The 13,625-nt window shown below is 45.3% G+C and carries 12 protein-coding genes; 4 read left to right on the plus strand and 8 right to left on the minus strand.

The window, feature by feature from the left end; all coding sequences use genetic code 11:
- On the minus strand, positions 1–590 hold a 590-nt coding region (locus BM210_RS03460; RefSeq protein WP_177237623.1), incomplete at its 3' end, for a hypothetical protein.
- Between the two features lie 177 nt (positions 591–767).
- On the opposite strand from BM210_RS03460, the gene BM210_RS03465 reads away from it, so the two are divergent.
- A complete protein-coding gene (locus BM210_RS03465; RefSeq protein ID WP_091164381.1) occupies positions 768–995 on the plus strand; it encodes a DUF3951 domain-containing protein in 228 nt (75 codons plus the stop codon).
- Positions 996–1,120: 125 nt separating this feature from the next.
- On the opposite strand, the gene BM210_RS03470 is transcribed toward BM210_RS03465, so the two are convergent.
- From BM210_RS03470 to BM210_RS03495, 6 genes are all read right to left on the minus strand, one after another.
- Positions 1,121–2,008 carry a 5'-3' exonuclease gene (locus tag BM210_RS03470; protein WP_256223219.1) on the minus strand — a complete coding sequence of 296 codons (888 nt, stop codon included), beginning with the start codon at positions 2,006–2,008 and terminating at the stop codon, positions 1,121–1,123.
- Between the two features lie 226 nt (positions 2,009–2,234).
- The gene (locus BM210_RS03475; RefSeq protein ID WP_177237600.1) at positions 2,235–3,857 is read right to left on the minus strand and encodes a helix-turn-helix domain-containing protein; all 1,623 of its coding nucleotides are present in this window, start codon (positions 3,855–3,857) and stop codon (positions 2,235–2,237) included.
- Entirely contained in the window at positions 3,835–5,649 is a 1,815-nt protein-coding gene (locus BM210_RS03480) for a cache domain-containing sensor histidine kinase (RefSeq protein ID WP_091164386.1), read from the minus strand. Before BM210_RS03480 ends, BM210_RS03475 begins: the two co-directional genes overlap by 23 nt.
- 123 nt (positions 5,650–5,772) lie before the next feature.
- Positions 5,773–7,107: an ABC transporter substrate-binding protein gene (locus tag BM210_RS03485; RefSeq protein WP_177237601.1), complete on the minus strand. Its 1,335-nt coding sequence runs from the start codon at positions 7,105–7,107 to the stop codon at positions 5,773–5,775.
- A 137-nt stretch (positions 7,108–7,244) separates the two neighbouring features.
- Entirely contained in the window at positions 7,245–8,084 is an 840-nt protein-coding gene (locus BM210_RS03490; protein WP_371263408.1) for a carbohydrate ABC transporter permease, read from the minus strand.
- A gap of 15 nt (positions 8,085–8,099) precedes the next feature.
- On the minus strand, positions 8,100–9,044 hold the full coding sequence (locus BM210_RS03495) for a carbohydrate ABC transporter permease (protein ID WP_091164393.1): 945 nt from the start codon (positions 9,042–9,044) through the stop codon (positions 8,100–8,102).
- Positions 9,045–9,595: 551 nt separating this feature from the next.
- Between BM210_RS03495 and BM210_RS03500 the strand changes: the two genes are divergently transcribed.
- The 3 genes from BM210_RS03500 to BM210_RS03510 all read left to right on the plus strand — a co-directional run bounded on the left by BM210_RS03500 (position 9,596) and on the right by BM210_RS03510 (position 12,578).
- The gene (locus BM210_RS03500; protein ID WP_091164395.1) at positions 9,596–10,651 is read left to right on the plus strand and encodes an SIS domain-containing protein; all 1,056 of its coding nucleotides are present in this window, start codon (positions 9,596–9,598) and stop codon (positions 10,649–10,651) included.
- A gap of 90 nt (positions 10,652–10,741) precedes the next feature.
- Positions 10,742–11,608, plus strand: coding sequence for a class II fructose-1,6-bisphosphate aldolase (fba, locus tag BM210_RS03505; protein ID WP_091164397.1), 867 nt, complete (start codon positions 10,742–10,744; stop codon positions 11,606–11,608).
- Positions 11,609–11,618: 10 nt separating this feature from the next.
- Entirely contained in the window at positions 11,619–12,578 is a 960-nt protein-coding gene (locus BM210_RS03510) for a 1-phosphofructokinase family hexose kinase (protein ID WP_091164399.1), read from the plus strand.
- 32 nt (positions 12,579–12,610) lie between these two features.
- Here the strand turns inward: BM210_RS03510 and BM210_RS03515 are convergent, their stop codons facing one another.
- Positions 12,611–13,618, minus strand: coding sequence for a LacI family DNA-binding transcriptional regulator (locus BM210_RS03515; RefSeq protein ID WP_091164401.1), 1,008 nt, complete (start codon positions 13,616–13,618; stop codon positions 12,611–12,613).
- Between the last annotated feature and the right edge of the window lie 7 nt (positions 13,619–13,625).

Raw genomic sequence — 13,625 nt, forward strand, 5'->3', positions numbered from 1 at the left:
CCCGTCACTCCCGTCGGACCTGTTGCTCCTGTCGCACCCGTGGCTCCTGTCACTCCAGTCGCACCCGTCGGCCCTGTCGCTCCCGTGGCTCCCGTCGCTCCCGTCGGTCCTGTCGCTCCCGTGGCTCCAGTCGGTCCTGTTGCTCCTGTCACTCCTGTCACTCCAGTCGCACCAGTGGCTCCCGTCGGTCCTGTCGCTCCCGTCGGTCCTGTCGCACCCGTGGCTCCTGTCGCTCCCGTCGCACCAGTGGCTCCCGTTGGCCCCCTGGCTCCCGTCACTCCTGTCGTACCCGTCGGCCCCGTGGCTCCCGTCGGCCCCGTCACTCCCGTCAGCCCTGTTGCTCCTGTCACTCCCGTCGTACCCGTCGGCCCCGTCACTCCCGTCAGCCCTGTTGCTCCTGTCACTCCCGTCGCACCCGTCAGCCCTGTTGCACCTGTCACTCCCGTCGCACCTGTTGCCCCTGTTGCTCCCGTCGGTCCTGTCGGCCCTGTCGGACAGCTCTTGCAGCATCCACAGTTGCTAGAACATGGACCATAAATAATTCCAGAATGATGAAATTGTTCACAATGAGTGTAAATTGGAGCTGCCATCCTCCTTCTCTCCTTTCCTTACACTGTAGCTTCCAATATTTGTTTTTCAATTTTTGCTAGCATAAGATATATAATGTGGACAGCTCATATTTTGATTGTACTTTGGCGTTAAAAAGACACATCACAGGGGAGTCGTCATGTTATTACAGCGACTAAATCAAACTAAGGAGATTTGATATGGAGGATTTTGGGCTATATGTCGTTCTCTCGCTCATTGTTCCTATTGTGGCCTTGCTGCTGATCATTACTTACAAAATAATAACCGGTAAAAAAATTCCGAATAGTGACTACACTCCACTTGACTACATTACCGGACAAACCACCGTTGAATTTCATGAAGAAAAAAAAGAAAAGGAACAAAAGGACCAGCAAGGCGATGATAAAGACAAGCATCCCATTACTTAAATCACATCTGTTCTTTTCTTACTTCACAGCGCCGCTAGATAGTTTGCAAGACATCAAAAACCCCTTGACCGTCGCAGCCATTATTTTCGGCAAGCGCACTTTCAAGAGGCTGTACTTTCTTTGTGTTAAATAACTATTTTAATCAGTCCGCCGAACTCAAGCTCATCAAACTTGCGAATCGTAGCTTCCTTCTGAATTCGCCATATGCATTGCTCCAGACTGCACGTTAGCGGCACATCCAGGCGGATCGTAGCCAAATCCTTGGATAACATCAGCATGTCTCTATCCGACTCGATTTTGGTACGAACACCTTTGGGCAATGATTCCAGAGCATCCAATACGCCTTCAACGGTTTGATATTCCTGAACTAATTTTAAAGCAGTCTTCTCACCGATTCCCCGAACGCCGGGATAATTATCGCTGGTATCGCCCATAAAGCTTTTCAACTCAATAATCTGATAGGGGTGCAGCTGTTTTTCCTCCCACAGAACCTGCAGATCATAGGTTAAGTAATTCAATTTGCCTTTTTTCATAATAATGACATGGATTCGCTCCGAAATCAGCTGCAGCATGTCATGATCTCCTGTCAAAATATAGACATGCGCTTCCTCGCTTATCGCTTTAGCCACCGTACCGATACAATCGTCTGCTTCATATCCCTGAACACCCAGATTGAGAATCCCCATCTCTGCGACAACTTCCTTCACCAGCTCGAATTGAGGAATCAACTCTTCAGGCGGGGCCTTTCGATTGGCCTTGTAGGAATCAAACAGCTCCGCGCGAATCGTAGTACCACCCAAATCCCAACAGCACACAACATGAGTAGGCTCGAAGGTCTTGACCGCATCAAACAAATATTGAATAAAACCATACACCGCATTGGTAGGCAAACCCGCACTGGTTTTTCGAATATATCCACTATAAGAAGTTGCATAAAAGGCTCTGAATAATAAAGCCATACCGTCGACAATTAATACTTTAGGGTTGATTGGTAAATCAGGTTTTGTTTCCACTTCGTACACTCCACTCTATCACAATCTGAACTAATATTTTTCTATTGTACCAGATTTGAGGTCATAAAGTGAACGGCTGCTATTTAGAGGGCGCCTCTTCTATACAATATCGATTTAACTTGGGATTTATTGGTGGCAATTATAGCATTGAATATGTTTCATACGTTTTCGAAAGCCGGTTGCCCTTGATCGCATTCAGCAATAAATGGGCAGTCGGATTCATTTGTTACCCCTTTAGGTGCGCAGCTCGGTAACCATTTGGCACAGTACCTGTGTGTGCTTTAAACAGCTTGCCAAAATAATTTTTATTGTCATAGCCAAGCATTTCAGCAATTTCCTCAACTGATTTGTCGGTGATCTCCAAAAATTCTTTCGCTTTTACCATTTTTATCCGGGTTACATATTCGACGAAATTCTCACCAGTTTCCCGTTTAAACAGCCGGCTCAAATAACTGGGATGAAGATGAAGGTGAGCTGCCGCGTCTTCCAGCGAAATTTTTTTGTCCAGATGGTTGTAAACAAAACGCTGGCATTCCACAATCTCTCGGTTATGGGATTCACGGTATACTTGTCCAGCCCATTGAATGGCCTCCCACAAATAATCCTTCAACCATAGCTCAAGTTCACGAACGGATGTCAATTCGAGCAAATCATGGTGCAGCAGCTCCGAGGAGAACGTTGAATTGTAGTGCTGCAGCGATTTGAGACGCAGACGTACATCAAGTATCATTTTTAGCAGCCATTCCTTTACTTCCATGGGACGGAACCGATGATATTGTATGAAATCAATCCACTTAGATACGTAGTCGTCGATCATCTCATTGCGCTCCTCAAAAATCGCACGACGAAACTCCTCCAGTGCCGGCATATATTGCTCCAGCAGCAGATTGCCTTCCCCAAAGCTTTCACTCACATGCTCCAACTTCATCACAGATGATTCAGGCAAGTAAAAGCGTGGATTTTTCGTTTCTACCATATGGAACAGTTGATCCTTGAGAGATCGGGCATCCTTCACCGGACTTCCTGTAAGAAAGGAGAAGGGGATTTTTGTATACTGAAGCAAGCAGCTCTGGATTTCTCTCAGCGTCTGAGCTACCTTCTGACTGTTATTTACATGAAGCTGCGAGTAGTGAGGGAATAGCAGAACGATTTCCCCCGTATCGTAAGTAAAGAATACCGTTTCTTCGTGATCGACCAGAAGTTCCTCCATAATATTCTCAATGGTATATACGAACAAATCTTTTGATTGAAATCGATTCACGGCCTCTTTGAGCTGATTCGCATAACCGAAAACAGGCAATACCGCACGTTGCCCCCACTTAATACCGAATTGTTCAGCCTTGCGATTCCACTCCACGATATCCAGAAGAGGATCATTAACCGTACTTCGGATAAAATGTCGCTTTGACGCGCTTCGGCTCAACTCAACCTCCCGCTCCATCTTTAGGCTCTTCGACAAAACACCAGCTTCCACATCCAACTGCTCCTTCAACTGTACGAGCACCTCAGAAATGATGCGTGCATTCATAGTTTCCTTTAGCACATACTCGCTTACCGACAGCTTGACTGCTGCTTGAGCATATTGAAAATCATCATGGCAGGATAAAATTACTGCTTTCAGCATGGAATGATTCTCTCGCAAGGCTCGGATCAAATCAAGTCCGTTCAGACCCGGCATACCGATATCGCTGATCAGCACATCTGTCTTGTCCTTACGTCCTGCCTCAAGTGCTTCTAGAGGATCGTGATAAGTTCCGGCAAGGCGGAATCCAAGTTCCTCCCATTTGATCGAAGCCTCCAAAAATTCAAGCACAGGTATATCATCATCAACGATCATAACCGAATACATCTTTTTCCCCCTTTTCTCCATTATCGGGAAAACGCAGCACGATACTCGTTCCCTGATCTGGCATGCTCTCGATGTCATATTCAAACCGATTGCCGTAAATCAACTTTAAGCGTTCAAATACATTATGGATTCCAATACCGGATAATAATCCTTTTCTGCCGTCTTCCGTATTGCCGAGTGATTTGGCCTCAAGGTGAGCTTTTAGGGTAGCAAGATTTTCTGCTGTCATGCCGATGCCTGAGTCTCGAATCTCCACCTGCAGCCGTCCATCCTCACACTTGCGCGATGCAATAATAATTTCCCCGGGCTTGCTCTTCAATCCGTGAATATAGGCATTTTCGATCAGCGGCTGGAGCATAAATCGCGGTACTTCTAGCATGAGCGTATCGGAAGCAGCCTCAATATGCAGCACCACTCGATCTCCATGGCGAGAGTTCAATAACCGAATATAATGTTCATTAATCTCGATCTCCTCATGCAGCATGATGAACTCATTGTTCCGATTGATCGTCATTCGCAGAACCGAGGATAGCGAGCTAATCAGCTCAGCATTTTCCTCATCACCCTTCATAATGATTTTCAGCCTGATCGAATTCAGCACATTGAATAAGAAATGCGGATTTATTTGGGCCTGCAGCATCGCAAGCTCCGCCTTACGCTTTAACTCCTGCTCGTGGAGATTTTCTTTAATCATCCGTTCAATACGGCCGATCATCCGGTCAAATACATAGCCAAGCCGTCCAACCTCGTCGCCTCCAGTTATATTGGAACGCTCACTGAGCTGCCCGGACTCGATTTGGACGACGGTCTGGACAAGCTTTGCAATCGGTTTAGTCAACGCACGCACCATATAAAGAAGAATAACTGCGAATAAAATCAGAAATAGCAGCTGAATCAGAAAATCCGTCTGTCGAAACGATTCTATTTTTTGAGCCGCCTTCTTATAAGGGCTTACACTTACGATCTGCCACTCCGGTGTTATTTGCTCGCTAAGCAAAATAAATTCTTCGCCCGCTACCTTCGGGAATGAAAAGCTATCGCTCGTCGGTAATTGTTCAAAATAAGGAAAAGGCGTCCCGATGGAGCTGTAATCCTTGTCAACCACTACACGGCCTTGACGGTCGATAATTACCATAACCTCATTAGCCTTATATTGATCAAACAATTGCTGGAAAGCATCCATCTCTGAACTGACTATAACATAACCGTAGGTGGATGCATTTGTGCGAAGTGGCTTGGCTGCAGTGAGCAAATAAGGTTTGTTGGGTATCTGAAGACCATCATTAGGCTCCGCTCCAACCCACATCACATTATAACCAGATACTTTGTCTATGTCCTGAAACCAGCTTTTATCGAAAATAGCCCGCGGATCATTACTAAACGTTGAATAAGATGCGACATACTCCTTGTTGGGCAACAGAATCGTCACATTCAAATGTCCGAGTGAATTAATGACCGTATCCAGTCTTTTAGAAATCTTTTGTTTGTGGTACAAAATATCTCCTTGAGTCGTCGACTCATTCATTCTCCCCAGTTCCCGAATCGATAGTTGCAATTCCTCGTCAAATTGAACAAAATTCATTACGTAAACCATGTTTTTAATTTGTCCCGCTGCAAACTGGTTGACAACTCTCATCGCTTCCTGAGAGTTCTCCGTCACCTGCGAACGAATGACATCTCTTGTAAACAGATTGGATACATTCACGGAAACAATTGATGGCAGAACGAGACAAACCAGAATGGTTAGCACCAGTTTATTGCTGAGTGATAAGGTACGAAGCCAATTCGGCACTGCAAACCGCCTGCCTTTCCTTTAGGATGAGAAAAAGAGGAGGCTTTCGCCTCCTCTTTTTATTATAACATTAGAATGCAAGATTATCAGCGCAGCTGATCCATTCTAATGTTTCAAGAATAATTATTTGTTGCTTTTCTTAATTTCTTCAATTTTGCTCTTTGAAGTCTGAATTGTTTTTTCTAGATCTTGCTTGCCGACCAGGTAGAGCTCTACTTGGTTCAAGAATTCTTTTTGTTGCTCTAATGCATAGGTCGGAGGTACAACCAGCTTAGTCGGTTTATTCACCTTAAGCGTGCTCATAAGCGAATCTCTATCGATCAAGCTGACCAGTTCCGGTTTGCCACTTTTCAGAATAGCGTCAACGTTTTGATTAATATCAGCTTTTTTCCATCCGGAGAAGAACAAGCCTTGTGTCATAATACCTTCAGTTGTATACCATTTAATAAAGTCATAAGCTTCCTGCTTATGCTTAGAGGATGCAGCCACGCCCAAGAAGTCAGCGCCAATTTCGGTTAAACCATTCGGGTCTTTAGCATCAAATTTTGGATAAGGTGCAAATGCCGTTTTGAATTTACCGCTCATGGAGAGCTCGCCAACCATCCAGTTTCCAGTTGCAAGCATTGCTGTTTTACCAGCAAAGTACACGTCACGGTAATTCATTTTTTGTGACATTACTTCAAAATAAGGTACGGAAGTCTTGTCTACATTCTCCATCTTGTTGCGCAGATCAAGAGAAAAACGAACTCTAGGGTTGTCGATATTCTCAGTACCGTCTGCTTTAATGAGATAAGGATTTTCTGGCTCGTTAATTAACGCGAGAGTAGCGTATTCCTTCCACGTATGGAAATACGAACCGTATGACTTGGAAGCACCATCGCCCTTGGTCAATTTTTTCGCATATTCAGCATAATCATTCCAAGTCCATTCTGTTGGAACCGGCAGCTTCGCTTCATCCAGCTTGTCCTTGTTCAGCATCACAAACCATTCGATCATTTTACCAGGCAAAGCGTAATATTTGCCGTTAACGATAGGATCGATTTTGTATTCGTCTTTAACGACAATGTTATCTTTCTTCAAATAATCATCAAGAGGCTCCAAAATTCCTGCGCCAACGCGCTGAGCGAAATCCGTCGGACTGGAGTACATCACTACGTCCATTTGATCGCCGGAAGCTGCCAGAAGGTCCATCTTTTTCATACCTTCTTGGGAATCACCCTTCTCAGACATACTTTCGTAAACCACTTTAACGTTCGGATGAGTCTTATTGTAAGCTTCAACCGTGGCATTCCAGTTTCCTTGAGCTTCGGTATACCAGGATTGTACCTTGATCGTCACTGGCTCCTTGGATCCTCCAGCACCAGCTGTTGATCCAGCGTTATCAACTTTCGCTCCACATCCTGCAAGTGCTGTTGTAGTCAATAGAACACCGCTAAGCGCTAACAAACTCTTTTTCATATTATACCCCTCCATATATGAATTTTTTTTATGAAAACCATTACATTCCTGATATTAGCAGATGCAAGAATTGATCATAAGTCAATTTCTTAACCTATTTGACTCTTATTTTGACATCTTCATACTGCATTAATTTATTATCCCTTGACTCCGCCCATCGAAATACCTTCGATTACATGTTTTTGACCGATGATAAAAATAATCAGCAACGGCAAAATGGCAGACACCGCTCCGGCCATAATAAGCGAATACAAAGCTCCATTCAATGTTGCAAAAGATTGGATACCGAGCTGAATCGTAAACAATTCTTTTGTTTTCAGAAAAATAAGCGGATTTTGATAGTCGTTCCACGTCCAGATAAAACGCAGGATGGCATAAGTCGCGATCGCGGGACGAACAAGAGGCGTACATATCGAGAAGAAAATACGGATATGCCCTGCTCCGTCCATTTTGGCCGATTCAATGTATTCATCATGAATCCCCAGGTAAAATTGCCGAAGCATGAACGTTCCCAGTACGCTGAATGAACCCAGTAATATTAGACCCAAATGGCTGTCGAACAGGCCAATCCAACGAAATATCAAAAACTGAGGAACCAGTATCGCTTGATGCGGAATCAGATAGATGGCCAATATAATCATAAAAAACAAAGCACTGCCGCGGAACTTGATTTTGGCAAAGGCATACGCCGACATGCAAGCAAGCGTTACGGATAATAAAGTCGTTCCCACTGTAACCTTGATCGAGTTCCAGTAATAAAGCGGGAACTTCGTTGTAGTCCACACCGTCGTATAATTCTCAACCAAATTCCAATGCTTCGGAATCCACTCGATCGGGAACGTAAACACATCTATTTCCGGCTTCATCGATGCGGAAATCATCCATAGGAATGGAGACATGAACACGAGGCCCAACATAAACATAATCGCTGTCAAAATGACTCTTCTAGTAACATTCCAATTGTTCATTGAGCTCATTCATCCTTTCCCAAATTAATAATTGACCCATTTACGTTGACCATACCACTGCACAAGAGTGATAAGCAGAACGAATACCAAAAGTACTATAGCCATTGCAGACGCATAGCCTGATTGCAAATTAATGAAGGCTGTCTCATATAGTCGATACACGACCACAGTTGTGGAATTGGCCGGTCCACCGCCGGTAAGCACCGCGATAACATCGAACACCTTAAATGAACCGATGATGCCGGTAACGAGTAGAAAAAATGTAGTTGGCGACAATAGCGGCACCGTAATGCTGATAAACTGTTTCAACTTCGAGGCGCCATCAATGTCCGCGGCCTCATAAAGATCATTAGGTATGGATTGCAGCCCTGCCATGAATACAATCATGTTATAGCCGATATTGACCCACACCATCAATCCCATTACACAATATAAAGCCACATCAGGGTCGGCTATCCATTTGGGTGGATCTGTAAATCCAAGTGACATTAGCATCTGATTAATCGGACCGTAGCTCGGGTGGAACAACACCTGAAACACAATCGCAACGGCGACAATACTCGAGATGTACGGAATGAAGTAAATAAGCTTGAATAGATCCTTAAAGTAAATTTTCTTATCAATGATAACTGCCAACACCAAGGACAGTATCAAGGTAATAGGTACAACGAACAGCAAAATAAGATTGTTCTTGAGTGATAGCAAAAATATACTATCGTGTGCGAGCTTAATAAAGTTGTCGAAGCCTAAGAACTTCATTTTGGAAAAACCCGCGACAAAATTCCAGTTCGTGAAGCTCAGAATAAAGGACGCAATGATTGGAAAAAGTGTCAATATAAACAGGCCGATTAACAACGGACCAATAAATAAGTACCCGGCCAAATCCTCACGCCATTGTTCTTTGGAGCTTTTCCGTTTTTTTTGTGCCTTTTGCAGATGGTTTGAGTGTGTTTGTGATTCGGTTGCCATGAAGTTCACCCCAAGTTCTCGTTTTTATTTATTCTACCTTCCCAAAACCTTGAACGTAAGAAATTATATTGACTCATTCAAGTAAAGTTTTGACCTTAAGCTTCCCCATTCATTAACCTCACCTATTTTATTAGCATCTGCATGGCCATGTTTAATCGCGGAATGGATAATCCATTACATGTATCAATTTTTCTCTATCTTGTCATTTCCTAATCATACCTATAATTGGTTGCAGCTTTCAGCTTTGATATTTAGCTGTTCGGTTCCCCTTCAATGACCATAAAAATATCTCCTTCAAGTTCCTCGGACATTGTATTTTTCAAACCCCTGCCCGACACTACAAACTTATGTTTGCACACACGGTCAAATGGTGCTTCATTTGGCTTGGCACACAGCAAGCTCTGAGGAGAAACTTGTGTAAAAACTAAAATCTTTGAAGGTGCCTCTGTTAATGTCGTACCTTAAGGGTATCGATTTATGGCACCAAATAAATGATTGAATAAATCAAAATTATGAATTATAATTTCATTATAACGAAAGGAGCTGTGAAAATGTCGACAGTAGGACAACACACCTATTCAGAAATTAACGCACAAGCCGAAGCAATTACAGCGGCATGGAACCAATTGGAGCTTCAACAGGATTGGATTGAACGTTACTTGAATAACGCTGCCTATGAAGAGATCGTATTTATCGGATCCGGCTCTTCTTATTATCAGGCACTCACAATGGCTGCAACCTGCAGAGCATGGCTTGGAAAAAGCGCAACGGCCTATCCTTCATCAGATCTGCTGCTGTTCCGTGAACAAACAGCTCCCTCTCATCGCAACTACCTGGTTATCGGGGTTTCCCGTTCAGGTGAATCGACTGAGGTTGTATTAGCGCTGGAGTCCGTACAATCGCTTTCCAACTGGACGATCGCGGGGATCACCTGTTATGAAGAAAGCTCGATGGCCAAGCTGGCGGAATGCCTCGTCTCCCCACTTGGAAAAGAAACGAGCACCGTTATGACGAAATCACTCAGCAGCATGACATTTTTGATGCAAGCAGCGATTGCCAAAGCCGCAGGCCGCACCGACCTGTTAGAGGAGTTAGCCGAAGTTGTGAAGCAGGATGGAGCAACCGTTCTGGAAGCAAAGCCTTTTATTGATACTTTAGTGCGTGAGCAATCTTTCAATAAATATGTATATTTGGGTATGGGAGCGCTGTACGGGCTTTCACTGGAAGCTTGTTTGAAAATCAAGGAAATGTCCTATGTATGGACAGAAGCCTATGGAACACTGGAGTTCCGTCATGGTCCCAAATCGATCGTTGAGCCCGGTACGCTTGTCTGCCTGCTTTTGTCAGAGCAAGCCCGAGATTATGAATTGAAGGTTGCGCGCGAAATGCAGGAGTATGGGGCCTTTGTACTGCTATTGACAGCCAAAAAAGGTGAGGATACCTCATTCGCAGATGCTGTATTTGTTGTCGGTGGCAGCGAAATTTCGGATGAAGCCAGAAGTGTGCTCTACTTGCCTGCCTTGCAATTTTTAGGTTATTACACAGCTTTAAACCGTAATGTTGATCCGGATTCGCCGCGCAATTTGACACAGGTAGTGAAAATATAACTACGCTTACGAAGTCAGTTTTGCCAAGGCAAAACCGAGCTTATGCTTACGAAGTAAGTTTTCCACGAAAACTTTTAGGAGGAGTCATCCATGCCGTTAGTTTCATCGACAGCCTTATTACAAGTTGCCCGCAGCCGAGGCTATGGGATCGGCGCTTTTAACGTACACACCCTAGAAATGCTGCAGGCCGTCGTAGATGCTGCGGAGGAAACGAATTCACCGCTCATTTTGCAATCGACAGTTGGGACGGTCAAGCATCTTGGGGCAGATTATTTGGTTGCTGCCGCGACCACTGCCGCCAATCGTTCCAGCGTGCCCATCGCGCTTCATCTGGACCACTGTACGGACTTTGACATGATCATTCATTGTATCCGTGCAGGCTACACCTCTGTAATGATTGATGCGTCCATGTATGCTTTTGAGGAAAATGTGGCTCAAACCAAACGAATCGTGGACATCGCCCGCGCTGCTGGTGTGAATGTCGAAGCCGAGCTTGGAAAGGTTGGGGGCGTTGAGGACGATATCGTTGTTGCCGAGCATGAGGCCTTATTGGCGGATCCAGAGGAATGTGCGCGTTTTATTGAACTTACGGGTGTTCCCACATTGGCTCCTGCCATTGGAACCGCACACGGTATTTACAAAGGAGATCCTAATATCGATTTTGAGCGAATCCGTCAGGTCGCTGATCGGGTATCGGTTCCTCTGGTACTGCATGGAGGCTCGGGTATTCCCGAAGAGCAGGTCAAACGCTGTATTTCGCTCGGCATGTCCAAAATGAATATCGCAACCGAAATTCGTATCGTCTTCTCAGACGCCATTAAGCAGGTATTCGCGCACAACCCGGATGAAAACGATCCTCGCAAATATATGGTTCCCGCCAAAAAAGCTGTAAAAGAAGCCGCAATGGAAAAAATGCGGATGCTCGGCAGCATTGGTAAAGCATCCGATACCCGCTAAGGAGGCACTCATGATTACTACCGTAACCCTGAACGCGGCCATTGATAAAACCTACTATGTGCCAAGCTTTCCGCTCGGACAAGTATCTCGGGTACGGCAAATGTATGCGGAGCCCGGAGGCAAGGGGATCAATGTTGCCCGTGTCATTCAGCAGTTGGGCTATCCGGTTACAGCGACAGGCATTGTTGGCGGCCATAATGGGAGGTTCATCGAACAAACATTGAGTTCTCAAGGAATAAAGCATGATTTTGTACGTATCGAGGAAGAATCGCGTTTATGTTTGAACATAATTGATGAATCGATCGGTTCTTCAACTGAGGTTCTCGAGCAAGGGCCCTCGATTTCGACTGAAGTCTGGCAGCTTTTCCAAGCCAGGCTTGCCGATCTGGCTGCACAATCGCGTATTGTATGCTTCTCAGGAAGCTTACCTCAAGGTGTTCCCTCCGATGCCTACGCGCAGCTGATCCGCATCGCGAAGCAATCCGGCGCTCTGGCTTTTCTCGATACGAGCGGTCATGCATTGCTGCAAGGGGTAAGTGCGCAGCCTGATTTCGTGAAACCTAATGAAGATGAGGTCAAAGCTCTACTTGGAGCTTTCTTTGGAGGCGAATCTGAAGCTGAAGGAGATGGTGATGGTGATGGTGATCGGGCCCATGGCCTGCTTCGTTTGCATCATCAAGGGGTACCTCGGGTGACCGTCTCTCTGGGAGTGAAGGGCTCGATCAGTGCTTATGAAGGAGCTCTCTATCGAGTGCATGCTCCCTCTATTCAAACGGTCAACACCGTTGGCTGCGGAGATTCCTTTGTAGCTGGCATGGCGCTCGCTACCGCTCAAAATCTCACGTTTCCTAATTGCTTGCAATACGCTGCGGCTGTTGCATCAGCGAATGCCCTAACGGAACGGGCAGGATATGTGCAGCTCCATGATGTGGAGCGTTTGCAAAAAGAAATCAATGTAAAGCTTGTATAGACGCAGACGTCTATGCAAGCTTCTTCTTGCTTCTACTCCACTTTCTTGGTTACCGATGAGCGAATGATGAGCTCTGGCTGCAGCACCATTCTCTGATTCATCGTATGACCACCATTGATATGCCGGAGGATCATATTAACGACCTGAGCGCCCATATCCTGAATCGGTTGGGCTATCGTCGTGAGCGGTGGATCAACAATCGTTGCCAGAATCGTATTATCGAATCCTACGACCGATAAATCGCCCGGGATGGATAAATTCATTTCGCGCGCTGCCTGAATTGTGCCGATGGCCAACAAATCATTACAAGCAAACACCGCGGTGCATACTTTCCTCTCCTCCAACAGCTCACCAGCAGCTAATTTGCCGCTTTTCACACTGAAATCACTAATACGCACCAGCTCCGGATTAAACGGAATACCGGCTTCCTCCAATGCGTGCCGATAGCCGCGAATACGCTCCTTGCTGCTCATCACTCTGGTATCTTCGGCTATCACAGCAATATGCTTGTGGCCATTTTGGATCAAATAAGAAGTTGCCAAATAACCGCCCTGAAAATCATCAACAAGCACGATATCCACAGCTACGGCTGGCATATCGCGCGCAATGAGTGCAACGGGAAGCTTTTGGCGAACCAATTCCTTCAATAAAGCATCATTACGAACCCCTGTTGCGATAATGATGCCATCAACGCTTTTTTGCTTTAACAATGAAATGTAGCGTTCTTCCTTATCCAAACTGTTATCCGTACTGCAAATGACGACGTTAAAGCCCATTTCCTGAGCACGGTCCTCTATACTTCTCGCAATCTCCGCAAAAAAAGGATTCGCTAAATCCGGCAGCAACAATCCCAGCGTATAGGTCTGCTTGCCTGTCAAAGCCGATGCGACGACACTGGGCTGATAGTTCAGCTCATCCATAATTTTAATCACTTTATTACGGGTTTTTTCGCTTATACGTCCTCCACGGTTAATAACCTTGGATACAGTTGCGATAGACACGCCCGCTTCCTTGGCAATATCGTAGATAGTAACCTTCATGCCATAC

Origin of the sequence: Paenibacillus sp. 1_12 (assembly GCF_900114475.1) — a bacterium.
In the GTDB taxonomy this organism is placed as follows: Bacteria; Bacillota; Bacilli; order Paenibacillales; family NBRC-103111; genus Paenibacillus_S.

Excerpts from the sequence above, each read along its gene's own strand:
- BM210_RS03490 (WP_371263408.1), bottom strand. The coding sequence starts at position 8,084 with ATGAGCTCAATGAACAATTGGAATGTTACTAGAAGAGTCATTTTGACA.
- BM210_RS03495 (WP_091164393.1), bottom strand. The coding sequence starts at position 9,044 with ATGGCAACCGAATCACAAACACACTCAAACCATCTGCAAAAGGCACAA.
- BM210_RS03500 (WP_091164395.1), top strand. The coding sequence starts at position 9,596 with ATGTCGACAGTAGGACAACACACCTATTCAGAAATTAACGCACAAGCC.
- BM210_RS03475 (WP_177237600.1), bottom strand. The coding sequence starts at position 3,857 with ATGTATTCGGTTATGATCGTTGATGATGATATACCTGTGCTTGAATTT.
- BM210_RS03465 (WP_091164381.1), top strand. The coding sequence starts at position 768 with ATGGAGGATTTTGGGCTATATGTCGTTCTCTCGCTCATTGTTCCTATT.
- BM210_RS03485 (WP_177237601.1), bottom strand. The coding sequence starts at position 7,107 with ATGAAAAAGAGTTTGTTAGCGCTTAGCGGTGTTCTATTGACTACAACA.
- BM210_RS03510 (WP_091164399.1), top strand. The coding sequence starts at position 11,619 with ATGATTACTACCGTAACCCTGAACGCGGCCATTGATAAAACCTACTAT.
- fba (WP_091164397.1), top strand. The coding sequence starts at position 10,742 with ATGCCGTTAGTTTCATCGACAGCCTTATTACAAGTTGCCCGCAGCCGA.
- BM210_RS03515 (WP_091164401.1), bottom strand. The coding sequence starts at position 13,618 with ATGAAGGTTACTATCTACGATATTGCCAAGGAAGCGGGCGTGTCTATC.